Annotated in this window: 19 protein-coding genes; 17 read left to right on the top strand and 2 right to left on the bottom strand. The window is 60.1% G+C overall.

Annotation, left to right across the window (positions count from 1 at the left end; translation table 11 throughout):
* From rnhB to ispD, 9 genes are all read left to right on the top strand, one after another.
* The gene (gene rnhB, locus NJC38_RS14095; protein WP_253115240.1) at nucleotides 1-642 is read left to right on the top strand and encodes a ribonuclease HII; all 642 of its coding nucleotides are present in this window, start codon (nucleotides 1-3) and stop codon (nucleotides 640-642) included.
* A gap of 66 nt (nucleotides 643-708) precedes the next feature.
* Nucleotides 709-4,227 (top strand): DNA polymerase III subunit alpha, encoded by a 3,519-nt coding sequence (dnaE, locus tag NJC38_RS14090; RefSeq protein WP_253115204.1) that lies wholly within the window; start codon nucleotides 709-711, stop codon nucleotides 4,225-4,227.
* Nucleotides 4,228-4,339: 112 nt separating this feature from the next.
* Entirely contained in the window at nucleotides 4,340-5,287 is a 948-nt protein-coding gene (accA, locus tag NJC38_RS14085) for an acetyl-CoA carboxylase carboxyl transferase subunit alpha (protein WP_045488716.1), read from the top strand.
* A 50-nt stretch (nucleotides 5,288-5,337) separates the two neighbouring features.
* On the top strand, nucleotides 5,338-6,660 hold the full coding sequence (tilS, locus tag NJC38_RS14080; protein WP_253115203.1) for a tRNA lysidine(34) synthetase TilS: 1,323 nt from the start codon (nucleotides 5,338-5,340) through the stop codon (nucleotides 6,658-6,660).
* A gap of 274 nt (nucleotides 6,661-6,934) precedes the next feature.
* Nucleotides 6,935-8,566 carry a CTP synthase gene (locus NJC38_RS14075; protein WP_045488719.1) on the top strand — a complete coding sequence of 544 codons (1,632 nt, stop codon included), beginning with the start codon at nucleotides 6,935-6,937 and terminating at the stop codon, nucleotides 8,564-8,566.
* 17 nt (nucleotides 8,567-8,583) lie between these two features.
* Nucleotides 8,584-9,429, top strand: a complete 846-nt coding sequence (gene kdsA / locus NJC38_RS14070; protein WP_253115202.1) for a 3-deoxy-8-phosphooctulonate synthase — start codon at nucleotides 8,584-8,586, stop codon at nucleotides 9,427-9,429.
* 141 nt (nucleotides 9,430-9,570) lie between these two features.
* Nucleotides 9,571-10,860 (top strand): phosphopyruvate hydratase, encoded by a 1,290-nt coding sequence (eno, locus tag NJC38_RS14065; protein WP_045488724.1) that lies wholly within the window; start codon nucleotides 9,571-9,573, stop codon nucleotides 10,858-10,860.
* A 290-nt stretch (nucleotides 10,861-11,150) separates the two neighbouring features.
* Nucleotides 11,151-11,429 carry a cell division protein FtsB gene (gene ftsB, locus NJC38_RS14060; RefSeq protein ID WP_045488725.1) on the top strand — a complete coding sequence of 93 codons (279 nt, stop codon included), beginning with the start codon at nucleotides 11,151-11,153 and terminating at the stop codon, nucleotides 11,427-11,429.
* Between the two features lie 8 nt (nucleotides 11,430-11,437).
* The gene (gene ispD, locus NJC38_RS14055; RefSeq protein WP_253115201.1) at nucleotides 11,438-12,148 is read left to right on the top strand and encodes a 2-C-methyl-D-erythritol 4-phosphate cytidylyltransferase; all 711 of its coding nucleotides are present in this window, start codon (nucleotides 11,438-11,440) and stop codon (nucleotides 12,146-12,148) included.
* A gap of 415 nt (nucleotides 12,149-12,563) precedes the next feature.
* Here ispD and NJC38_RS14050 read toward each other — a convergent pair whose 3' ends face one another.
* Nucleotides 12,564-13,466 carry a LysR substrate-binding domain-containing protein gene (locus NJC38_RS14050; protein ID WP_253115200.1) on the bottom strand — a complete coding sequence of 301 codons (903 nt, stop codon included), beginning with the start codon at nucleotides 13,464-13,466 and terminating at the stop codon, nucleotides 12,564-12,566.
* Nucleotides 13,467-13,589: 123 nt separating this feature from the next.
* On the opposite strand from NJC38_RS14050, the gene NJC38_RS14045 reads away from it, so the two are divergent.
* The 8 genes from NJC38_RS14045 to rpoS all read left to right on the top strand — a co-directional run bounded on the left by NJC38_RS14045 (nucleotide 13,590) and on the right by rpoS (nucleotide 20,937).
* Nucleotides 13,590-14,702, top strand: coding sequence for an S-(hydroxymethyl)glutathione dehydrogenase/class III alcohol dehydrogenase (locus NJC38_RS14045; protein ID WP_045488731.1), 1,113 nt, complete (start codon nucleotides 13,590-13,592; stop codon nucleotides 14,700-14,702).
* A gap of 80 nt (nucleotides 14,703-14,782) precedes the next feature.
* On the top strand, nucleotides 14,783-15,631 hold the full coding sequence (gene fghA / locus NJC38_RS14040) for an S-formylglutathione hydrolase (protein WP_253115199.1): 849 nt from the start codon (nucleotides 14,783-14,785) through the stop codon (nucleotides 15,629-15,631).
* Nucleotides 15,632-15,841: 210 nt separating this feature from the next.
* Nucleotides 15,842-16,315: a 2-C-methyl-D-erythritol 2,4-cyclodiphosphate synthase gene (gene ispF, locus NJC38_RS14035; protein WP_045488736.1), complete on the top strand. Its 474-nt coding sequence runs from the start codon at nucleotides 15,842-15,844 to the stop codon at nucleotides 16,313-16,315.
* Complete coding sequence (gene truD / locus NJC38_RS14030) at nucleotides 16,312-17,370, top strand: tRNA pseudouridine(13) synthase TruD (RefSeq protein WP_253115198.1); 1,059 nt, start codon at nucleotides 16,312-16,314, stop codon at nucleotides 17,368-17,370. Before ispF ends, truD begins: the two co-directional genes overlap by 4 nt.
* Nucleotides 17,358-18,107: a 5'/3'-nucleotidase SurE gene (gene surE, locus NJC38_RS14025; protein ID WP_045488742.1), complete on the top strand. Its 750-nt coding sequence runs from the start codon at nucleotides 17,358-17,360 to the stop codon at nucleotides 18,105-18,107. Before truD ends, surE begins: the two co-directional genes overlap by 13 nt.
* Before the next feature lie 35 nt (nucleotides 18,108-18,142).
* A complete protein-coding gene (locus NJC38_RS14020; protein ID WP_045494436.1) occupies nucleotides 18,143-18,778 on the top strand; it encodes a protein-L-isoaspartate(D-aspartate) O-methyltransferase in 636 nt (211 codons plus the stop codon).
* A 185-nt stretch (nucleotides 18,779-18,963) separates the two neighbouring features.
* On the top strand, nucleotides 18,964-19,821 hold the full coding sequence (locus NJC38_RS14015) for a peptidoglycan DD-metalloendopeptidase family protein (protein WP_045488745.1): 858 nt from the start codon (nucleotides 18,964-18,966) through the stop codon (nucleotides 19,819-19,821).
* 105 nt (nucleotides 19,822-19,926) lie between these two features.
* Nucleotides 19,927-20,937 carry an RNA polymerase sigma factor RpoS gene (gene rpoS / locus NJC38_RS14010; RefSeq protein WP_045488748.1) on the top strand — a complete coding sequence of 337 codons (1,011 nt, stop codon included), beginning with the start codon at nucleotides 19,927-19,929 and terminating at the stop codon, nucleotides 20,935-20,937.
* 530 nt (nucleotides 20,938-21,467) lie between these two features.
* Here rpoS and fdxA read toward each other — a convergent pair.
* The gene (gene fdxA / locus NJC38_RS14005; protein ID WP_045488752.1) at nucleotides 21,468-21,791 is read right to left on the bottom strand and encodes a ferredoxin FdxA; all 324 of its coding nucleotides are present in this window, start codon (nucleotides 21,789-21,791) and stop codon (nucleotides 21,468-21,470) included.
* Nucleotides 21,792-21,884 lie beyond the last annotated feature (93 nt).

The following is a 21,884-nucleotide window of genomic DNA, read 5'->3' as shown; positions in this document are numbered from 1 at the left end:
ATGCAGATGGGCCTTGATTTCACCCTGGTCGAAGAGCTGGTTGCCGGTGTCGATGAGGTGGGGCGTGGCCCGCTGTGTGGCCCGGTGGTCACCGCTGCGGTCATTCTGGATCCGGCGCGGCCGATCATTGGCCTTAACGACTCCAAGAAACTCACCCAGGCGCGCCGCGAACAGCTGTTCGACGAAATCTGCGAAAAGGCCCTGGCCTGGCATATCGCCCGTGCCGAGGTCGAGGAAATCGACCAGTTGAATATCCTCCATGCCACGATGCTGGCCATGCAACGCGCGGTCGAGGGGCTGAGCGTTACCCCGAAGCTGGCCCTGATCGATGGCAATCGCTGCCCGAAGCTGGCGGTGCCATCGGCACCGGTGGTGCAGGGTGATGCCAAGGTGCCGGCGATTGCCGCGGCATCGATTCTCGCCAAGGTCAGTCGCGACCGGGAAATGGCCGCACTGGAACTGATCTATCCCGGCTACGGGATGGGCGGGCACAAGGGCTACCCAACGCCTGTTCATCTGGAGGCGCTGGCGCGTCTGGGCCCTACGCCTATCCATCGGCGCTCGTTCGCACCGGTACGTGCCGCCTGGGAAGCGCGCGATGCCGTCGCCCCGCAAGTGCCGGACGGTTTGCTTCAGCACTGACGTTTGCGTCTGGGCTGGGTACAATCCCGAGCTTCGTTTTACCTGTCTTCGCGCTATAGGATCTCCATGTCGGCTTCTTTCGTTCATCTGCGCCTGCACACCGAATACTCTCTGGTCGACGGTCTGGTGCGAGTCAAGCCACTGGTCAAAGCGTTGACCGGCATGAACATGCCTGCCGTTGCGGTCACTGACCAGAGCAACATGTGTTCGCTGGTCAAGTTCTACAAGGCCGCGCAAGGCGCGGGGATCAAGCCGATCTGCGGTGCCGACCTGTGGCTGGCCGGCAAGAACGCCGATGCGCCGCTCAGCCGTCTGAGCCTGCTGGTCATGAACCCGCAGGGCTATCGCAACCTTACCGAGCTGATCTCTCGCGGCTTCACCGAAGGGCAGAGCAACGGCCATGTCGTGGTTCAGCGCCAGTGGGTGGCTGAGGCCAGCGACGGCCTGATCGCCTTGTCGGCAGCCAAAGAGGGTGAGATCGGCATGGCGCTGCTCTCCGGTAATACTGATGAAGCCGATCAGTTGCTCAGCGAATGGATGGCGGTTTTTCCTGATCGCTTTTATATCGAGGTGCAGCGCACCAACCGGGTCAATGACGAAGAACACCTGCACGCTGCAGTGGCGCTGGCTGATAAACATGGCGCGCCGCTGGTGGCCAGCAACGATGTACGCTTTATCAAGCAGTCCGACTTCGAGGCCCACGAGACCCGCGTGTGCATCGGTGAAGGCAGGGCGCTGGACGATCCGCGCCGTTCGCGCAATTACAGTGATCAGCAGTACCTCAAAAGCCCTGAGGAAATGGCCGAGCTGTTCAGCGATCTGCCCGAGGCCATCGAGAACACGGTCGAAATCGCCAAGCGCTGCAATATCGACGTCAAGCTGGGCACTCACTTTTTGCCCAACTTCCCGATTCCCGATGGCATGACCATCGATGAGTACTTTCGCAAGGTGTCGTTCGATGGCCTGGAAGAGCGTCTGGCCGTATTACTCCCGCCGGATTCTGAAAACTACCAGGCGCGCAAGCAGGTCTACATCGACCGGCTGAATTTCGAGCTGGACATCATCATCCAGATGGGCTTTCCCGGCTACTTCCTGATCGTTATGGACTTCATTCAGTGGGCCAAGAACAACGGTGTGCCGGTAGGCCCGGGCCGTGGTTCGGGTGCCGGCTCGCTGGTCGCCTACGTGCAGAAGATTACCGACCTCGACCCGCTGGAATACGACCTGCTGTTCGAGCGCTTTCTTAACCCCGAGCGGGTTTCGATGCCCGACTTCGACGTCGACTTCTGCATGGATGGTCGCGACCGGGTGATCGACTATGTGGCCGAGAAGTACGGCCGCAACGCAGTGAGCCAGATCATCACCTTCGGTTCGATGGCGGCCAAGGCGGTGGTGCGCGACGTGGCGCGGGTGCAGGGCAAGTCTTACGGCCTGGCTGACCGGCTGTCGAAGATGATCCCCTTCGAAGTCGGCATGACCCTGGAAAAGGCTTACGAGCAAGAAGAAATCTTGCGTGACTTCCTCAAGAACGATGAGGAAGGCGCAGAAATCTGGGAAATGGCGCTCAAGCTTGAGGGCGTGGTGCGTAACGTCGGCAAGCACGCCGGTGGCGTGGTCATCGCGCCAACCAAGCTGACCGACTTTGCGCCGATCTATTGTGATGAGGCCGGTGATGGCCTGGTAACCCAGTTCGACAAGGATGACGTCGAGTCGGCGGGCCTGGTGAAGTTCGACTTCCTTGGCCTGCGTACGCTGACCATCATCGACTGGGCGCTGGACACCATCAACCGCGACCGGCGCCGCGATGGCGAAGAGCCGCTCGATATTGCATTCATCCCGCTGGACGACAAACCGACCTACGAGCTGCTGCAGCGCGCCGAGACCACGGCGGTGTTCCAGCTCGAGTCGCGGGGTATGAAAGAGCTGATCAAAAAGCTCAAGCCCGACTGCCTCGAAGACTTGATCGCACTGGTGGCACTGTTCCGTCCGGGACCTTTGCAGTCCGGCATGGTTGACGACTTCATCAACCGCAAGCACGGCCGCGCCGAGCTGGCCTACCCGCACCCTGACTACCAGTACGAAGGCCTGCAGCCGGTGCTGGCACCGACCTACGGCATCATTCTGTATCAGGAACAGGTGATGCAGATCGCTCAGGTCATGGCTGGCTACACCCTCGGTGGCGCCGACATGTTGCGCCGCGCCATGGGTAAGAAAAAGCCCGAGGAAATGGCCAAGCAGCGTGGCGGTTTCATCGAGGGTTGTGCGGCGAACAATATCGACGCCGACCTGGCGGGTAACATTTTCGACCTGGTAGAGAAGTTTGCCGGTTACGGCTTCAACAAATCCCACTCGGCCGCCTATGGCCTGGTCTCTTACCAGACCGCCTGGCTGAAGATGCACTACCCGGCGCCATTCATGGCCGCGGTGTTGTCGGCCGATATGCACAACACCGACAAGGTCGTGACCCTGATCGAGGAAGTGCGCAGCATGAAGCTGCGCCTTGATGCGCCGGATGTGAACATCTCCGAATTCAAGTTCACCGTCAGCGACGACGGGCGCATTCTCTACGGCCTTGGGGCGATCAAGGGCGTGGGCGAGGGGCCGGTCGAGGCGATTACCGAGGCGCGCAAGGATGGGCCATTCAAGGATCTGTTCGATTTCTGTGCGCGGGTCGACCTCAAGCGGGTCAACAAACGCACGCTCGACGGCTTGATCCGCAGTGGTGCGCTGGATCGTCTGGGGCCGTATTTCGAGCTGGAGCCCAAGGCCTATCAGGCCAATATCGACCGTAATCGTTCGTTGCTGCTGGCGGCCCTGGAGGAAGCCATCCAGGCCGCCGAGCAGACCGCACGCAGCCGTGACAGCGGTCACTCGGACCTGTTTGGCGGGTTGTTCGAGGCCGAAGACGCCGATGTCTACGCCAACCATCGCAAAGCCCGCGAGATCACTCTCAAGGAGCGTTTGCGTGGTGAGAAAGAGACCCTGGGTCTGTACCTGACCGGTCACCCTATCGATGAGTATGAGGGCGAGATTCGCCGCTTTGCTCGCCAGCGCATCATTGATCTGAAGCCTGCACGTGATACTCAGACGGTAGCCGGCCTGGTGATTGCTTTGCGGGTCATGAAGAACAAGAAGGGTGACAAGATGGGATTCATCACCCTGGACGACCGGTCGGCGCGTATTGAAGCCTCCTTGTTCGCCGATGCTTTCCACTCGGCGCAGTCGTTATTGCAGACTGATGCTATCGTGGTGGTCGAAGGAGAAGTGAGTCACGACGATTTCTCCGGTGGCCTGCGGTTACGGGCAAAGCGGGTCATGAGTATCGAAGATGCGCGCACCGGCCTTGCTGAAAGCCTGCGCCTGACCGTAAGTGCCGAGGCACTCAAGGGTGACCGTCTGCGTTGGCTGGGCGAGCTGTGCAAGCGCCATCGCGGTGCCTGTCCTGTGACCCTCGATTACACCGGGCTGGACGCCAGAGCGGTTCTGCAGTTCGGCGAAAGTTGGCGAATTGACCCTGCTGACAACCTGATTCAGGCGCTGCGTGACCAGTTCGGACGCGAGAACGTCTTTCTCCAGTATCGTTAAACGCTTAAAATCCAGAATTTTTAATCTCGACCTGAATGCGCCTCTTCCGTAAGGTGGGGCGCTAACGGATCAACCGGCCGGCCTCTTGGCCGTCGACCCAAGACGGATGCCTATGAACCCGAATTTTCTCGATTTCGAACAGCCTATCGCTGACTTGCAAGCCAAGATCGAAGAGCTGCGCCTGGTAGGCAATGACAACTCGCTGAACATCAGCGACGAAATCTCCCGGCTGCAGGACAAGAGCAAAACGCTCACCGAAAGCATTTTCAGCAACCTGACCAGTTGGCAGATTGCCCGGATGGCACGTCATCCGCGCCGTCCTTACACCCTGGACTACATCGAGCACATCTTTACCGAGTTCGATGAGCTGCATGGCGATCGGCACTTCTCCGATGATGCCGCCATCGTTGGTGGTGTTGCGCGTCTGGATGACCAGCCGGTGATGGTGATCGGTCACCAGAAAGGCCGTGAAGTGCGTGAGAAGGTGCGCCGCAATTTCGGCATGCCGCGCCCTGAAGGCTATCGCAAAGCGTGCCGCCTGATGGAAATGGCCGAGCGCTTCAAAATGCCGATCGTGACCTTCATCGATACCCCTGGTGCTTACCCGGGCATCGATGCTGAAGAGCGCAACCAAAGCGAAGCCATTGCCTGGAACCTGCGTGTCATGGCCCGCCTGAAAACCCCGATCATCGCCACCGTGATCGGTGAGGGTGGCTCGGGCGGCGCATTGGCCATCGGTGTCTGCGACCAACTGAACATGTTGCAATATTCGACCTACGCGGTGATCTCGCCGGAAGGCTGTGCGTCGATCCTGTGGAAAACCGCCGAGAAGGCCCCGGACGCCGCTGAGGCCATGGGCATCACTGCCGAGCGCCTCAAGGGCCTGGGCATTGTCGATAAGGTGATCAAGGAGCCACTGGGTGGCGCGCACCGCGATCCGGTGCTGGTTTCGGCGACTATTCGTGAAGAGCTGCTCGGCCAGCTGTCCATGCTGAAGAAGCTCGACACCGACGCGCTGCTGGCTCGTCGCTATGAGCGTCTGATGAGCTACGGCGTCTGACATGCTGCTGGTCGGCCATGGCGTCACGCCTGGCCGGCCGGTTTCTTGCCATGAACGATATTGAGCTGCGCGCCGCGCTCGCCAGCGCGCTGACTGACGCAAGCCAGGCCCCGGCCTTGCTCATCGCTTTCTCCGGTGGTCTTGACTCCACTGTCCTGCTACATCTGCTGAGCGATCTGCGCCAGCACCAATCCCTCCCTGAGCTTCACGCCATTCATGTTCATCACGGCCTGCAGGCGGTAGCTGACAGCTGGCCGCAACATTGTCGTGAGGTCTGCGCGGCGTTGGGTGTGCCACTTAGCGTCAGGCACGTGCAGGTGGCTTCAGGCGCGAGTCTGGAGCAGGCGGCGCGTCAGGCGCGTTATGCGGTATTTGCCGATGTGCTGGGGGCAGGGCAGTGGTTGCTCAGTGCCCAGCACCGTGATGACCAGGCTGAAACCTTACTGTTGCGGTTATTGCGCGGTGCCGGCGTGCGCGGTCTGGCGGCCATGACGCCGCGACGCAGGCTTGGTCAGGGGTATCTGGTGCGGCCCTTGCTGGAGGTGCCGCGCGCTGCTCTTGAGGCGTATGCCCGGCGTCACGGGCTACGCTGGATCGAGGATCCGAGCAATCAGGATGTGCAGTTTGCGCGCAACTTGCTGCGCGGGCAGGTGCTGCCGTTGTTGCGTTCGCGCTGGCCGCAGGCGGCTGCCAGCCTGGCGCGCAGTGCTGCGCATCTGGCTGAGGCGCAGCAGTTGCTCGGTGAGCTGGCAGAGCAGGATCTGCAGCGTGCTCGTTTGCCGAGTGGGTTTGACTGGCTTGGCCTGCCAAGTCTGGCGCTGACGCCGCTGAGCGGTTTGTCTGCGGCGCGGCAACGCAATGCTCTGCGTCATTGGCTGGCGCCGCTGAGCCGGCTGCCCGACACCGATCACTGGGCCGGCTGGGAAGACTTGCGTGATGCCAGTGCCGCGGCGCATCCGCTGTGGCGTCTGGCTGACGGAGAGCTGCACCGGGCCGCTGGCCATCTGTGGTGGCTGGCCGGTGACTGGCTGCGCCCTGCGGTTGGCGTCATGGCCTGGGATGATCCCCGGCAGCCATTGGTATTGCCTGGTAACGGCCGGTTACGCTTTGACGGCGAAGCGCCGTCGGGAGTATTGCAGGTACGCTATCGCCAAGGCGGCGAGGTGATGCAGTTGGCCGGGCGCGGACAGCGTGACCTCAAGCGCCTGCTCAACGAGCGCGGCGTGCCGGGTTTTGCGCGCAGCCGTCTGCCGCTGGTGTTTCAGGGCGATCAGTTGCTGGCAGTTGCCAACCTCGCGGGGCTTGATTGTCCGCTGCCCGGCGCAGGCAAACTGATCTGGTGCGCACCGACGAGCGACCAATGTTTGAGATAAAAAGGCCTTTCCGGTAGACTACGCTCCCTTCTTGATACAGCTTGTGTCAGTCGATTCTGAACGACACCAGTTGCCGGTTTTACCTCCAGTGTTTGCTGGGCAATCTTCAAAGTGTGGCGCTATGCAAAGGACAGGACAGGCTTATGCTCGGTCGTTCTTCAACGCAGCAGTTTTCGGAGTGCACCATGTACCCTGTCGGTAACCGGGGGCTTCGGCCTTCCTTCGCTTTCCCCGGCGGCTCTGACCGCTTTAACGCAGACTTCTAGGGTTTTTCATGACGCGCTACATCTTCGTCACGGGCGGTGTTGTTTCTTCATTGGGGAAAGGCATTGCCTCTGCATCTTTGGCGGCCATCCTGGAGGCGCGGGGACTTAAGGTCACCATGCTCAAACTGGACCCGTACATCAACGTCGATCCGGGCACCATGAGCCCGTTCCAGCACGGTGAAGTGTTCGTTACCCACGACGGCGCCGAAACGGACCTGGACCTGGGTCACTACGAGCGGTTCATCCGCACCACGATGACCCAGAACAACAACTTCACCACCGGTCGTGTGTACGAGCACGTGCTGCGCAAAGAGCGCCGTGGTGATTATCTGGGTGCGACCATCCAGGTCATTCCGCACATCACCGACGAAATCAAGCGCCGCATCATCAAGGGTGCTGCCGACGCTGATGTGGCGTTGGTCGAGATCGGCGGTACCGTGGGCGACATCGAGTCGCAACCGTTTCTCGAAGCTATCCGTCAGTTGCGTTTTGAAGTGGGCGCCAAGCGCGCGATGCTGATGCACCTGACTCTGGTTCCGTACATCGCTACCGCTGGCGAGACCAAGACCAAGCCTACCCAGCACTCGGTCAAGGAACTGCGCTCGATCGGCCTGCAGCCAGACGTTCTGGTGTGCCGTTCCGATCACCCGATCGATGTCTCGTCGCGTCGCAAGATCGCCCAGTTCACCAACGTTGAAGAGCGTGCGGTGATCGGTCTGGAAGACGCCGATACCATCTACAAAATCCCGGGCATCCTGCACTCCCAGGGGCTGGACGATTTCGTCGTCGAGCGCTTCGGCCTGCAGTGCGGTGGCGCGGACCTGTCCGAGTGGGACGCGGTGGTCGACGCCAAGCTCAACCCTGAGCACGAAGTCACCATCGCCATGGTCGGTAAATACATGGAACTGCTCGACGCCTACAAGTCGTTGATCGAAGCCATGAGCCACGCCGGTATCACCAACCGCACCAAGGTGAACCTGCGCTACATCGACTCCGAAGACATTGAAAACCAGGGCACTGGCCTGCTCGAAGGGGTGGATGCCATTCTGGTGCCGGGCGGCTTTGGTCTGCGCGGCGTGGAAGGCAAGATCACCGCCGTACAGTACGCCCGTGAAAACAAGGTGCCGTACCTGGGTATCTGCCTGGGCATGCAAGTGGCGGTCATCGAGTTCGCCCGTAACGTGCTGGGCTGGAAAGACGCCAACTCCACCGAGTTCGACCGCACCGTCGAGCATCCGGTGGTTGGCCTGATCACCGAGTGGGAAGACGCCACTGGTGCGGTCGAGACCCGCACCGAAAGCTCCGACCTGGGCGGCACCATGCGTCTGGGTGCCCAGGAATGCCAGTTGCAAGCCGGTTCCAAGGTCCATGACTGCTATGCCAAGGATGTGATCGTCGAGCGTCACCGTCACCGTTACGAGGTCAACAACAACCTGCTGCCGCAACTGATTGAGGCTGGCCTGCAGGTTTCGGGTCGCTCCGGTGACGGCGCGCTGGTTGAAGTGGTCGAGGCACCGGATCATCCATGGTTCGTCGCTTGCCAGTTCCACCCTGAGTTCACCTCGACGCCACGTGACGGCCATCCGTTGTTCAGCGGCTTCGTCAAGGCCGCCCTGGCTCAACATCAGAAGAACGCCTGATTCGGGATACCAAGTACATGGCTCAGAAAACCATCCGCGTCGGTTCCATCGAGATTGCCAACGACAAGCCTATGGTGTTGTTTGGCGGCATGAACGTGCTCGAGTCCCGTGACCTGGCCATGCAGATCTGTGAAGAGTACGTGCGGGTGACCGAGAAACTCGGCATCCCGTACGTGTTCAAGGCCAGTTTTGACAAGGCCAATCGGTCGTCGGTCAACTCGTACCGTGGCCCTGGCCTGGAAGAAGGCCTGCGCATCTTCGAAGAGATCAAGCGCACCTTCAACGTACCGCTCATCACTGACGTGCACGAGCCGCATCAGGCGGCGCCTGTCGCCGAGGTCTGCGACATCATCCAGTTGCCGGCTTTCCTGTCGCGCCAGACCGATCTGGTCGTGGCGATGGCGAAGACTGGTGCGGTGATCAACATCAAGAAGGCCCAGTTCCTCGCGCCTCAGGAAATGAAACACATCCTGACCAAATGCGAGGAAGCGGGTAACGAGCAACTGATTCTCTGCGAGCGCGGTTCGAGCTTCGGCTATAACAACCTGGTCGTGGACATGCTCGGCTTCGGCATCATGAAGCAGTTCCAATACCCGGTGTTCTTCGACGTGACCCATGCCCTGCAAATGCCGGGCGGTCGCAGCGATTCCGCCGGCGGCCGTCGCGCCCAGGTGCTGGAGCTGGCCAAGGCCGGTTTGTCTCAGGGCCTGGCGGGGCTGTTTCTGGAAGCCCACCCGGATCCGGATCAGGCCAAGTGTGATGGTCCATGTGCCTTGCGCCTGAACAAGCTTGAGCCGTTCCTCACCCAGCTCAAGGCGCTTGACGATCTGGTGAAAAGTTTCGCCCCTGTCGAAACCGCCTGATAGCGGTTTCCGGTAAAGTGCCGTGCCCGGTGGTCTTGCCTGTCAAGACGCCGGGCCACCATCGGGCCTGACTGTTTTTCGCCCGCTGTGTATCGTTTTTACTGCTGTGTCGTTCTCGTCTATCCCGGAGTGTTTACAACAATGGCAAAAATCGTCGACATCAAAGGTCGTGAAGTTCTCGACTCCCGTGGCAACCCCACCGTGGAAGCAGATGTACTGCTCGACAACGGCATCATCGGTTCGGCCTGTGCGCCGTCCGGTGCCTCAACCGGCTCGCGTGAAGCGCTTGAGCTGCGTGATGGCGACAAGAGCCGTTACCTGGGCAAAGGCGTTCTGAAAGCCGTTGCCAACATCAATGGTCCGATCCGCGACCTGCTGCTGGGCAAGGATCCGGTAGACCAGAAAGCTCTGGATCGCGCCATGATTGAGCTGGACGGTACTGAGAACAAAGCCACCCTGGGTGCCAACGCCATCCTCGCGGTGTCCCTGGCTGCTGCCAAGGCCGCTGCCCAGGATCAGGACCTGCCGCTTTACGCGCACATCGCCAACCTCAACGGCACGCCGGGTCAGTACTCGCTGCCGGTGCCGATGATGAACATCATCAACGGTGGCGAGCACGCCGACAACAACGTCGATATCCAGGAGTTCATGGTTCAGCCGGTTGGCGCCAAGACCTTCTCCGACGCGCTGCGTATCGGCACCGAGATTTTCCATCACCTCAAAGCCGTGCTGAAGGCTCGTGGCCTGAACACTGCCGTCGGTGACGAAGGTGGTTTCGCCCCTAACCTGACCTCCAACGAAGACGCCCTGAGCGCCATCGCCGAAGCCGTTGAAAAAGCCGGCTACAAGCTGGGCACCGACGTGACCCTGGCACTGGACTGCGCGGCCAGCGAGTTTTATGAAGGCGGCAAGTACAACCTGTCCGGTGAAGGCAAGTCGTTCGACGCCGAAGGTTTTGCTGACTACCTCAAAGGTCTGACTGAACGTTTCCCGATCATCTCCATCGAAGACGGTCTGGACGAGTCTGACTGGGCTGGCTGGAAGATCCTGACTGACAAGATCGGTGCCAAGGTGCAACTGGTTGGCGACGACCTGTTCGTGACCAACACCAAGATCCTCAAGGAAGGCATCGAGAAGGGTATCGGTAACTCGATCCTGATCAAGTTCAACCAGATCGGCACGCTGACCGAAACCCTGGAAGCCATCCAGATGGCCAAGGCCGCCGGTTACACCGCAGTGATCTCGCACCGCTCCGGTGAAACCGAAGACTCGACCATTGCCGACCTGGCCGTGGGCACTGCTGCTGGCCAGATCAAGACCGGCTCGCTGTGCCGCTCCGACCGCGTCTCGAAGTACAACCAGCTGCTGCGCATCGAAGAGCAACTGGGTTCCAAGGCTGTGTACCGCGGTCGTGCAGAGTTTCGCGGTTGAGTCATAAGTGTTAAAACGGCAAGACCCGCAGGCAACCTGTGCGGGCCTTGGCCAACGTTGTAATGTATTGAGCCTGGCATCTGTCAGGCTCAATGCTGTTTGTCGCATGTGGGCACCTCTAAAAACTAGCTGCGTTGCCATCGCTGCGTTAAAAACAGGCTCACAATGCTTATTTACAACCCGTAAACTCCGCTTGCCTGTTTTTGCCTTTCGCTGGCTGCCTCGCCTAGGTTTTTTGAGGCACCCATGTGTTGGCTCTGCCGTCTTCTTACCGGGTAACTGATATTTCAATGCGCAGTCCTTACTGGTTGTTTCTTGTCCTTCTGCTGTTGCTGGGCGGTCTGCAATATCGACTTTGGGTGGGTAATGGCAGCCTTGCGCAAGTCGCCAGCCTGACCAAACAGATTGAAGAGCAGCGGGCCGAGAATGAAAGCCTGCTGGAGCGCAACCGGGTTCTGGACGCGGAGGTCATGGAGTTGAAGAAGGGCCTGGAAACCGTCGAAGAGCGTGCCCGTCACGAGCTTGGCATGGTCAAGGACGGCGAAACCCTCTATCAACTGGCTCGCTGAGTAAGCTGATGACTAGCGTATTGCCTGCCTTCTGGGCAGTTATTCCTGCTGCGGGTGTGGGTGCCCGCATGGCAGCTGACCGTCCCAAGCAGTACCTGCAATTGGGCGCTCTGACTATTGTTGAACACAGCCTGCTGTGTTTTCTCGATCATCCACGCCTCAAGGGGCTGGTTATCGCCTTGGCGGCGGATGATCCCTATTGGCCGACCTTGCCCTGTGCGCTGGATTCACGCGTCCAGCGTGTCGATGGCGGCAAGGAACGGGCCGATTCGGTGCTCAATGCGTTGTTGCATCTGCATGCGCAGGGTGCTGACGACGATGATTGGGTGTTGGTGCATGATGCGGCGCGGCCCAATCTGTCGCGTGGCGACCTGGATAACTTGCTGTCGGTACTGGCCGATGACCCGGTGGGTGGTCTGTTGGCGGTGCCAGCGCGCGATACGCTCAAGCGCGCTGATAACCAGGGGCGGGTGACGGAAACCGTGGACCGCAGTTTGATCTGGCAGGCGTATACGCCGCAGATGTTTCGCCTGGGCACTTTGCATCGGGCTTTGGCTGACAGCCTGGTGGCTCACGCTGCAATTACCGATGAAGCTTCGGCTATTGAATGGGCTGGGCAGGCGCCGCGGTTGGTCGAGGGGCGGTCGGACAATATCAAGGTCACGCGGCCGGAAGATCTGGAGTGGTTGCGGCAGCGGCGCTTGTTTAACGGGTTGTAAGTGTAATGCCGATCAGTTAAGCCCCCAAAGCGCCATTGCCATTGCTGTTGCTGTTGCTGTTGCTGTTGCTGTTGCTGTTGATTTTGATCTTCGAGCCGAGATGTCACAGACGACGCCGAACGCGACGATTGGCGCTGGCCGAGCGCAGGTGTCGCAGAACCGGGGACGAGGCATTGATGCCGAGTCAGCGCTGCCGGCCCATGGACGGGCCGTCAGCGCGTACCGGTGATGCGGCGCCGGAGCGAGGGAACCCCGCCCTCAAGGGCGGGGCCAAGACCGGAGCAAGCGGTTTGGTTCCTTTGCCAAGACAAAGGAACTCGCCCAGCAGGGCGAAACCTGCAGCCCTGCCCCCGCTAGGCAAGATTTCCCATCTCTTTAAATGCCAAATGTTAATTCGCGGCTAAAGCCGCTCCTACTAACCCCCGCCCACATATTCCTTACGCTGCGCCAACCCCTGCTTGAGGTAATCCACCAGCTTGCGCACTTTCGGCGACAGGTGGCGTTGCTGCGGATACAGCGCCCACACCGCGGTATTGGGCGGCTGGTGCGCTTCAAGCAGCGACACCAGTGCACCGCTTTGCAAATGCTCCAGCACGTAATAGTCCGGCAACTGACACAACCCCATGCCATTCAAGGCGGCGTCCAGCACCGCCTGACCGCTGTTGCAACGCCAGTTACCCTGGATCCGTTGTGAAAACTCCCGACCGTTGTATTGCAGCAGCCAAGTGTCGCTGCTGCCGATCAGGCAGTTATGGCGGTTGAGCTCCGACAGGCTGTGCGGTCGGCCGTAGCGCTCCAGATAGGACGGTGAAGCGCACAGGTACATGCGCCGCGGTGCCAGGCGGGCGGCGACCAGTCGTGAATCCTGCAGCCGCCCGAGGCGAATCGCCAGGTCCAGGCCCTCGTGAACCAGATCCAGCGTGTCGTTAGACAGCTCGATATCGATACGCAACTGCGGGTACTGCTCCATGAATCGTGTCACCAACGGTGCGATGAAGCGCTCGCCGTAAGCAACGGCGCAGGTCATGCGCAGCAAGCCCTTGGGCTCGCTGGTCAAGTCACTCACCGCGCGCAAGGCTTCCTCGCGGCCGTCCTGCAAGCGCTGGCAGTGCTGCAAAAACGTCTGGCCGGCTTCGGTCAGCGCCACGCGCCGGGTGCTGCGATACAGCAAGCGGGTTTGCAAGCGCTCTTCCAGGCGCACGATCTGCCGACTGATGTGTGACGACGAGACGCCCATGCGCTGTGCGGCGGCGGTGAACTGCCCGCATTCGGCAACCGCAACGAATTCGTCCATTCCTTCCCAACCGCTGGCGAACATTGATTATCCCTGTATGGCAATAATGTTTTGCTTTGGTCCGATTATTCACCAGAGCAGCCTGTAATACACTGCTGAAATCATTTTTTACCCTTCAAGCCCATAAAGCCTTCCAAGGAGAACCGCATGATCAAGTCGCGTGCCGCTGTAGCTTTCGCCCCTAACGAACCCCTGCGTATCGTTGAAGTCGATGTCCAGCCGCCTCGTGCTGGCGAAGTGCTGGTGCGTGTCGTGGCCAGCGGCGTCTGCCACACCGATGCCTACACCCTGTCGGGTCAGGACTCTGAAGGTATCTTCCCGTGCATTCTCGGTCACGAGGGTGGCGGTATCGTTGAGGCGGTGGGTGAGGGTGTCACCTCGCTGCAGGTGGGCGATCACGTCATTCCGCTGTACACCGCCGAGTGCGGCAAGTGCAAGTTCTGCACCTCCGGCAAGACCAACCTGTGCCAGGCGGTACGTGCCACTCAGGGCAAGGGCCTGATGCCTGACGGCACTACCCGGTTCAGCTACAACGGCGAGCCGGTCTACCACTACATGGGCTGCTCGACGTTCTCCGAGTACACCGTGCTGCCGGAAATCTCGCTGGCCAAAATCCCCAAAGAGGCGCCGCTGGAGAAGGTCTGTCTGCTGGGTTGCGGCGTGACCACCGGTATCGGTGCGGTGCTCAACACCGCCAAGGTCAAGGAAGGCGACACCGTAGCGATCTTCGGTCTGGGCGGCATCGGTCTGGCGGCGATCATCGGCGCCAAGATGGCCAAGGCCTCGCGCATCATCGCTATCGACATCAACCCGGCCAAGTTCGACATCGCCCGTGAGCTGGGAGCCACCGATTTCGTCAATCCAAAGGATCACGAGCGTCCGATCCAGGAAGTCATCGTCGAGCTGACCGATGGCGGCGTGGACTACTCCTTCGAGTGCGTCGGCAACGTCAACCTGATGCGCGCCGCGCTGGAATGCTGCCACAAAGGCTGGGGCGAGTCGGTGATCATCGGTGTTGCCGGCGCCGGTCAGGAAATCTCCACCCGTCCGTTCCAGCTGGTGACCGGTCGGGTATGGCGTGGTTCGGCGTTCGGCGGCGTGAAAGGCCGTACCGAGTTGCCGTCCTATGTGCAGAAGTCGGAAACCGGCGAAATCCCGCTGGACAAGTTCATCACCCACACCATGGGCCTGGATGAGATCAACCATGCGTTTGAACTGATGCATGAAGGCAAGAGCATCCGTTCCGTCGTCCACTTCTAAGAGCGCTGCAAGTTTCAAGCAGCAAGTGGAGTTCGCTCTTGCTTGCTGCTTGTAGCTTGAGGTTTATAGCTGGAGGCTCCATGAGTCTGGAAAATATCTCCTGCCAGAAAAGCTTCGGCGGCTGGCACAAGCGTTACAAGCATCACTCCAAGGCGCTGGGCTGCGACATGGTGTTCGCGGTCTATCTGCCGCCGCAGGCCGAACAGGGTGGCAAGCTGCCGGTGCTGTACTGGCTGTCGGGGCTGACCTGCACTGACGAGAACTTCATGCAGAAAGCCGGTGCCCAGCGCCTGGCCGCCGAGCTGGGGTTGATCATCGTAGCGCCTGATACCAGCCCGCGCGGGCCGGATGTTGCCGGTGACCCGGAGGGTGCCTGGGATTTCGGTCTGGGCGCCGGTTTTTACCTCAACGCCACCGAGCAGCCGTATGCCCGGCACTACCGGATGTACGATTACGTGGTCGATGAACTGCCCGCGTTGATCGAAGAGCATTTTCCGGCTTCCCAGGCCCGTGGTATCAGCGGCCACTCGATGGGTGGTCACGGTGCGCTGGTCTGCGCGCTGCGCAATCCGGGTCGCTACCAGTCGGTCTCGGCCTTTTCGCCGATCAGTAACCCGGTTGATTGCCCGTGGGGCCAGAAGGCCTTCTCGCGTTATCTGGGTGAAGACCGCTCGCGCTGGCGCGAGTGGGATGCCAGCCTGCTGCTGGCCCAGGCCACGCAAAAGCTGCCGATCCTGGTCGATCAGGGCGACCGTGATGACTTTCTGGTCAATCAGCTCAAACCCGAGGCCCTGATGCAGGCTGCCAAGGCCGCCGGGCATCCGCTGAACCTGCGCATGCAGCCTGGCTATGACCATAGCTACTACTTCATCGCCAGCTTCATCGAAGAACACCTGCGCCATCACGCGACGGCCCTCAAAGCCTATTGACTGGCCGCCCCAAGGGCGCCTCTAAAAACTACCTACGTTGTCATCGCTGCGTTAAAAACAGGCGCGGAATGCTCATTTACAACCCGTAAACTCCGCTTCCTTGCCTGTTTTTGCCTTACGCTGACTGCCTCGCCTACGTTTTTAGAAGCACCCCCAAGGTCTGCCAAAGCAGGTAGAATCTCGCCCTGACTTTTATCGGGGCGTTTTTCTATGCGTATAGGCCATGGCTACGATGTGCACCGTTTCGCCGAAGGCGATTTCATTACCTTGGGCGGCGTGCGGATAGCACACGGTTTCGGCCTGTTGGCACATTCCGATGGCGATGTCCTGCTCCACGCCCTGAGCGATGCTCTGCTGGGTGCAGCAGCGCTGGGCGATATCGGCAAGCACTTCCCGGATACCGACCCGCAGTTCAAGGGCGCCGACAGTCGCGTGCTGCTGCGTCATGTGATCAAGCTGGTCGGGGAGAAGGGCTGGAAGGTCGCCAATGTCGACGCCACCATCGTTGCCCAGGCGCCCAAGATGGCCCCGCATATCCAGGCCATGCGCGAGCTGATTGCCCAGGACCTGCAGGTCGATCTCGATCAGGTCAACGTCAAGGCCACTACCACGGAAAAACTCGGCTTCGTCGGCCGTGAAGAAGGCATCGCGGTGCATGCCGTCGCGTTGTTGTTGCGCGCATGACCGAACTCGAACTGCTTGGCCCGCGGGCTTATGGCGATGCGCTGGGCACCGCGCAACTCAAGGCGGTGGCCGAAGATTTCCAGGTCGATGAAGTGCTGGACATCCCGTTGTCTGGCGATGGCGAACACCTGTGGCTGTGGGTCGAGAAGCGTGAGCTGAACACCGAGGACGCTGCGCGTCGTCTGGCGCGGGCTGCGGGCGTGCCGTTGCGCACGGTCAGTTATGCCGGCCTCAAGGATCGCCAGGCGCTGACCCGCCAGTGGTTCAGTATCCAGTTGCCGGGCAAGGCTGACCCTGATCTGGCTGGCGCAGAGGATGCCAGCCTGGCGATCCTCAAGCGCGGCCGGCATCGGCGCAAATTACAGCGCGGTGCCCACTCGGCCAACGGTTTCACCCTGCGTCTGACTGCGCTCAATGCCGACAAGGTGGCCTTGGACAAACGTTTGCAGGCCATTGCCGCGCAGGGTATTCCCAACTACTTCGGTGCCCAGCGCTTTGGTCATGACGGCGGCAATTTGCCGCACGCTCGTGAATATGCCGAGCGCATGGCGTTGCCCGAGCAACGCGCGGTACGCTCGCGGCTGTTGTCGACGGCGCGCAGTTATCTGTTCAACCGGGTACTGGCCGCACGGGTCGCCGACGGCAGCTGGAACCGCGCCCAGGTCGGCGACTTGCTGGCATTCACTGACAGCCGCAGCTTTTTCCCGGCCGGGCCTGAGGAATGCAACGACCCGCGGCTGGCGATTCTCGACCTGCACCCGACCGGCCCGCAGTGGGGCGAGGGTGATTCACCTGCGGCGGCGGCCACAGCGGAACTCGAGAATGGCGTGGCTGCGCAGGAGCCGGCATTGCGTGACTGGCTGGTAAGGGCGGGAATGGAACACGAGCGTCGCATCCTGCGACTGCCCATCGGTCGTCTGACGTGGCATTATCCCGAGCCTGACATTCTGCAACTGGAATTCGTCCTGCCGCCTGGATGTTTCGCGACCGTACTGGTCCGCGAACTTGTCGATCTGGTGCCGGTGGGGCTTACGGATAACCCATGCGTATTCTGATTTCTAACGATGACGGGGTCGCCGCGCCCGGTCTGGCAGCGTTGTATGCAGCGCTGTCGGATTATGCCGAGTGCGTGGTGATCGCCCCTGACCAGGACAAGAGCGGTGCCAGCAGTTCGCTGACCCTCGATCGTCCACTGCACCCGCAGGTGCTGGCCAACGGCTTTATCAGCGTCAACGGCACCCCGACCGACTGCGTCCATCTGGGCCTTAATGGTCTGTTGCCGGACGAACCGGATATGGTGGTGTCCGGGATCAATCTGGGCGCCAACCTGGGCGACGATGTGCTGTATTCGGGGACTGTGGCCGCTGCGCTGGAAGGCCGGTTTCTGCAACGCCCGAGCATCGCCTTTTCGTTTTTGTCGCGTCAGCCGGACAACCTGGCCACGGCGGCGCATTACGCGCGCCTGCTGGTCGAAGCGCACGAGCAGCTCGATCTGCCTGCGCGTACGGTGCTGAATGTGAACGTGCCCAATCTGCCGCTGGACCGGATACGCGGTATCCAGTTGACCCGCCTGGGGCATCGCGCCCGTGCGGCTGCGCCGGTCAAGGTGGTCGACCCGCGCGGCCGCGCCGGCTACTGGATTGCAGCCGCCGGAGATGCGGAGGACGGTGGTGCCGGGACTGATTTTCATGCCGTGATGCAGGGCTATGTGTCGATCACGCCATTGCAGCTTGATCGCACCTATCGGGATGGTTTCGACAGCCTGAACGTCTGGCTGGAGGGGCTGCGTTGAATTCAAGGGATGATCTGCTGCGCCGTGGTATCGGCATGACCTCGCAACGCACCCGCGAGCGTCTGATCCAGCGTCTGTACGAAGAGGGGCTGAGCAACTCCCGGGTACTGGATGTAATCCTCAAGACGCCCCGGCATCTGTTTGTCGATGAGGCCCTGGCGCACCGCGCCTATGAAGATACGGCTTTGCCGATCGGCCATAACCAGACCATCTCCCAGCCATACATGGTGGCGCGCATGAGCGAGTTGCTGCTGGAGGCTGGCCCGTTGGACAAGGTGCTGGAGATTGGCACCGGTTCGGGCTACCAGACGGCGGTATTGGCGCAACTGGTTGAACGGGTGTTTTCTGTCGAGCGGATCAAGGTCCTGCAGGACCGTGCCAAAGAGCGTCTGGTCGAGCTGAATCTGCGCAATGTGGTGTTCCGCTGGGGGGATGGCTGGGAAGGCTGGCCGCCGCTGGCGCCCTACAACGGCATCATCGTGACTGCAGTGGCCGCTGATGTGCCTCAGGCGCTGCTCGATCAGTTGGCGCCTGGTGGGCGGATGGTCATCCCGGTTGGGGCGGGTGAGGTTCAGCAACTGATGCTGATCATCCGTGAGGAACACGGCTTTTCCCGACACGTACTGGGTTCGGTGCGCTTTGTGCCGTTACTCAATGGACCGCTGGCGTGAGTGGTCGCAGTGAATTCTGCCCGCGCTTACCGGTCTATCCAGCACCCCGGATGTGGCAAGGTGGCACTAGCGAGCGGTGGCTGTGCACCAGAGGCTAGCGTTCGTAATGGTTACACTGGCGGTTCAGTGGTGTTGCGACACAATTGAAGTCTTTCCAATTCAGTCACCAGTAAAGGGAGTGGCGGGTGAGTCATAGGGTCATTCGACAGCTTGGTTCTTTCACAGGTTTTCAGCATCTGCTGCTGGGCGTTGTGCTCAGTGTTGTGCTGGTTGGCTGTGCCAGCTCGCCTTCGGGCGGCGTGAGCGTCGTCGATCGCAACGGTAATGCCGTCGCGCAACGGGCGCCGGTCACCAAGGGGCAATACGTGGTCAAGCGCGGTGATACCCTGTTTTCCATTGCCTTCCGCTATGGCTGGGACTGGAAGGCTCTGGCGGTGCGCAATGGAATCCCCGAGCCTTTCACCATTCGTCCGGGTCAGACAATCCGTTTTGACGGGCGCTCCGACCCGGCTCCAGTCGTGGCGACCCGTGCTCCGGTGGTGACTTCCAGTTCCACCACCAGCAGTGGTTCAGGCTCTGTAAAAACCACGGTCATTTCCAAGCCGGTGGCTGTCACGCCAGTGGTCATTGCGCCTGCGGCAACCACCCCGGGCGGTGTTGCCGAGCGTTCGCCGAGCGGCTGGACATGGCCGGCCAGTGGCGTGTTGATAGGCAAATTTTCATCAAACGGTAGTTTGAATAAAGGAATTGATATCGCCGGGGATTTGGGACAGCCTGTTTTGGCAGCGTCTGATGGATCTGTTGTTTACGCCGGAAGTGGATTACGGGGCTACGGCGAATTGATCATCATCAAACACAGCGATACCTACGTCAGCGCCTACGGTCACAACCGCAGGCTCTTGGTACGGGAAGGACAACAAGTCAAGGCAGGGCAGACAATTGCCGAGATGGGGTCAACGGGAACTGACCGGGTGAAGCTGCACTTTGAGATTCGCCGTCAAGGAAAGCCTGTGGACCCTCTGCAATTTTTGCCGCGCCGTTGAGTGTTGCCAGCCTGTTCCTGACGTAATTAGGAACAGGCTCAAGTGTTGCCACGGAGATCAGGCGACGCTGGAGCTTGAGGTCGAACTCACCAAAGGACTATAACAATGGCTCTTAGCAACGGGGCGCCGGAGTTTGACATCGATGATGAAGTGCTCCTCATGGACGCTGGCATTGTCCTGGAGCAGGTGTCGGACGAGAAGCAGCCGTCTACTGCAGTCTCGGCTCGCACCAAGGCCAAAACTTCCTCGTCGCTCAAACAGCATAAGTACATCGATTACACCCGGGCGTTGGACGCCACCCAGCTGTATCTGAACGAGATCGGTTTCTCTCCCTTGCTGTCCCCGGAAGAAGAAGTCCATTTTGCACGTCTGTCGCAAAAGGGCGATCCGGCCGGCCGCAAGCGCATGATCGAGAGCAACCTGCGGCTGGTGGTCAAGATTGCCCGGCGGTACGTCAACCGCGGTCTGTCTCTGCTTGATCTGATCGAAGAAGGTAACCTGGGGCTGATCAGGGCGGTCGAGAAGTTCGACCCCGAACGCGGCTTCCGGTTCTCGACTTATGCGACCTGGTGGATTCGCCAGACCATCGAGCGGGCTATCATGAATCAGACGCGGACCATCCGTCTGCCGATTCATGTGGTCAAGGAGCTGAACGTCTACCTGCGTGCAGCGCGCGAGTTGACCCAGAAGCTCGATCACGAGCCTTCCCCGGAAGAGATCGCCAACCTGCTGGAAAAACCGGTCAGCGAAGTCAAGCGCATGCTTGGGCTCAACGAGCGGGTGTCCTCTGTGGACGTCTCGCTGGGGCCTGATTCGGACAAGACCCTGCTCGACACCCTCACCGATGATCGGCCAACCGACCCGTTTGAGCTGCTGCAGGACGATGACCTTTCCCAGAGCATCGACCAGTGGCTGTCAGAGCTGACCGAGAAGCAACGTGAGGTGGTGATCCGTCGCTTCGGTCTGCGTGGTCATGAAAGCAGTACCCTGGAGGATGTGGGGCTGGAGATCGGCCTTACCCGTGAGCGGGTGCGGCAGATTCAGGTCGAGGGGCTCAAGCGTCTGCGCGAGATTCTGGAAAAGAACGGCCTCTCCAGCGAATCCCTGTTCCGCTAGGCTGGCGAGCGAAAAAGCCGATATCAACCAACCCGATGTTGATATCGGCTTTTTCATATCTGCATATTCTTATGACATATTGCTGACAATAGCGTTTATATGTCCGCATTTTTATCCTGTAACCAATACTTTCAGCGACTGATGACTGCGCGTGTAATCCATTGCTTACCCATGTTGTAAGTCGTTGTAGTCCTGGGTTGCAGATTATTAGCTATAGAGTATTGGGAAGTTTCCCATCCTGTTGATTTGAATGGGGTTTCAGGTTTTTGACGTGAAGCTTCGCCGGTTGTTTCCGGTTTTCAGGGCATTGCCCTGAGCGAAAAAATCACTAGTATCTGAACTGTGCCAACGGAGTGGCGCAGGCGCTCAAGGAAGAACACCTCAAGGACATCGCAGGATGCGATTCATCAGGATGATGAAAAGGATCAAATGGACCATGGAAAAAATGTGGGCGGTCATACCGCCCCTTTTTTTGCCTGCCCGAAAGTGTCGGCAGGCGCTGCGCGAATGGCCCGCGCAGAACCCTGGAATCAACGCTCCAGATCGGCGATCTTGCCGGTCTTGCCGTCCCACTCGGCAGCATCCGGCAAAGCGTCCTTGCGTTCGGTGATGCTTGGCCAGATTTCTGCCAGTTCGGCGTTGATCTCGATGAAGTTCTCCATGCCAGCCGGGATCTCGTCTTCCGAGAAGATGGCCTGGGCCGGGCATTCAGGCTCGCACAGTGCGCAATCGATGCACTCATCCGGGTGAATCACCAGGAAGTTCGGGCCTTCGTAGAAGCAGTCCACCGGACAGACTTCTACGCAGTCGGTGTACTTGCACTTGATGCAGTTGTCGGTGACGACGAAGGTCATTTCTAATTTTCTCCTCAGGCGGCGGCAGCATCGCTGTGTCAGCCAGCGATACCGGGCTCGGGAATGACACCGGGCCGAATGAAAGCACGTGCA

Source organism: Pseudomonas sp. 21LCFQ010, from assembly GCF_024129905.1.
Taxonomy (GTDB): domain Bacteria; phylum Pseudomonadota; class Gammaproteobacteria; order Pseudomonadales; family Pseudomonadaceae; genus Aquipseudomonas.
This window is presented reverse-complemented; position numbering and strand designations above follow the sequence as displayed.

What these genes read in the sequence shown, in the direction of transcription:
- dnaE (WP_253115204.1), top strand. Translation starts at nt 709, where the DNA reads ATGTCGGCTTCTTTCGTTCATCTGCGCCTGCACACCGAATACTCTCTG.
- ftsB (WP_045488725.1), top strand. Translation starts at nt 11,151, where the DNA reads ATGCGCAGTCCTTACTGGTTGTTTCTTGTCCTTCTGCTGTTGCTGGGC.
- fghA (WP_253115199.1), top strand. Translation starts at nt 14,783, where the DNA reads ATGAGTCTGGAAAATATCTCCTGCCAGAAAAGCTTCGGCGGCTGGCAC.
- kdsA (WP_253115202.1), top strand. Translation starts at nt 8,584, where the DNA reads ATGGCTCAGAAAACCATCCGCGTCGGTTCCATCGAGATTGCCAACGAC.
- NJC38_RS14020 (WP_045494436.1), top strand. Translation starts at nt 18,143, where the DNA reads ATGACCTCGCAACGCACCCGCGAGCGTCTGATCCAGCGTCTGTACGAA.
- ispF (WP_045488736.1), top strand. Translation starts at nt 15,842, where the DNA reads ATGCGTATAGGCCATGGCTACGATGTGCACCGTTTCGCCGAAGGCGAT.
- NJC38_RS14075 (WP_045488719.1), top strand. Translation starts at nt 6,935, where the DNA reads ATGACGCGCTACATCTTCGTCACGGGCGGTGTTGTTTCTTCATTGGGG.
- accA (WP_045488716.1), top strand. Translation starts at nt 4,340, where the DNA reads ATGAACCCGAATTTTCTCGATTTCGAACAGCCTATCGCTGACTTGCAA.
- fdxA (WP_045488752.1), bottom strand. Translation starts at nt 21,791, where the DNA reads ATGACCTTCGTCGTCACCGACAACTGCATCAAGTGCAAGTACACCGAC.
- rpoS (WP_045488748.1), top strand. Translation starts at nt 19,927, where the DNA reads ATGGCTCTTAGCAACGGGGCGCCGGAGTTTGACATCGATGATGAAGTG.
- surE (WP_045488742.1), top strand. Translation starts at nt 17,358, where the DNA reads ATGCGTATTCTGATTTCTAACGATGACGGGGTCGCCGCGCCCGGTCTG.
- NJC38_RS14050 (WP_253115200.1), bottom strand. Translation starts at nt 13,466, where the DNA reads ATGTTCGCCAGCGGTTGGGAAGGAATGGACGAATTCGTTGCGGTTGCC.
- eno (WP_045488724.1), top strand. Translation starts at nt 9,571, where the DNA reads ATGGCAAAAATCGTCGACATCAAAGGTCGTGAAGTTCTCGACTCCCGT.
- ispD (WP_253115201.1), top strand. Translation starts at nt 11,438, where the DNA reads ATGACTAGCGTATTGCCTGCCTTCTGGGCAGTTATTCCTGCTGCGGGT.
- rnhB (WP_253115240.1), top strand. Translation starts at nt 1, where the DNA reads ATGCAGATGGGCCTTGATTTCACCCTGGTCGAAGAGCTGGTTGCCGGT.
- tilS (WP_253115203.1), top strand. Translation starts at nt 5,338, where the DNA reads ATGAACGATATTGAGCTGCGCGCCGCGCTCGCCAGCGCGCTGACTGAC.
- NJC38_RS14045 (WP_045488731.1), top strand. Translation starts at nt 13,590, where the DNA reads ATGATCAAGTCGCGTGCCGCTGTAGCTTTCGCCCCTAACGAACCCCTG.
- truD (WP_253115198.1), top strand. Translation starts at nt 16,312, where the DNA reads ATGACCGAACTCGAACTGCTTGGCCCGCGGGCTTATGGCGATGCGCTG.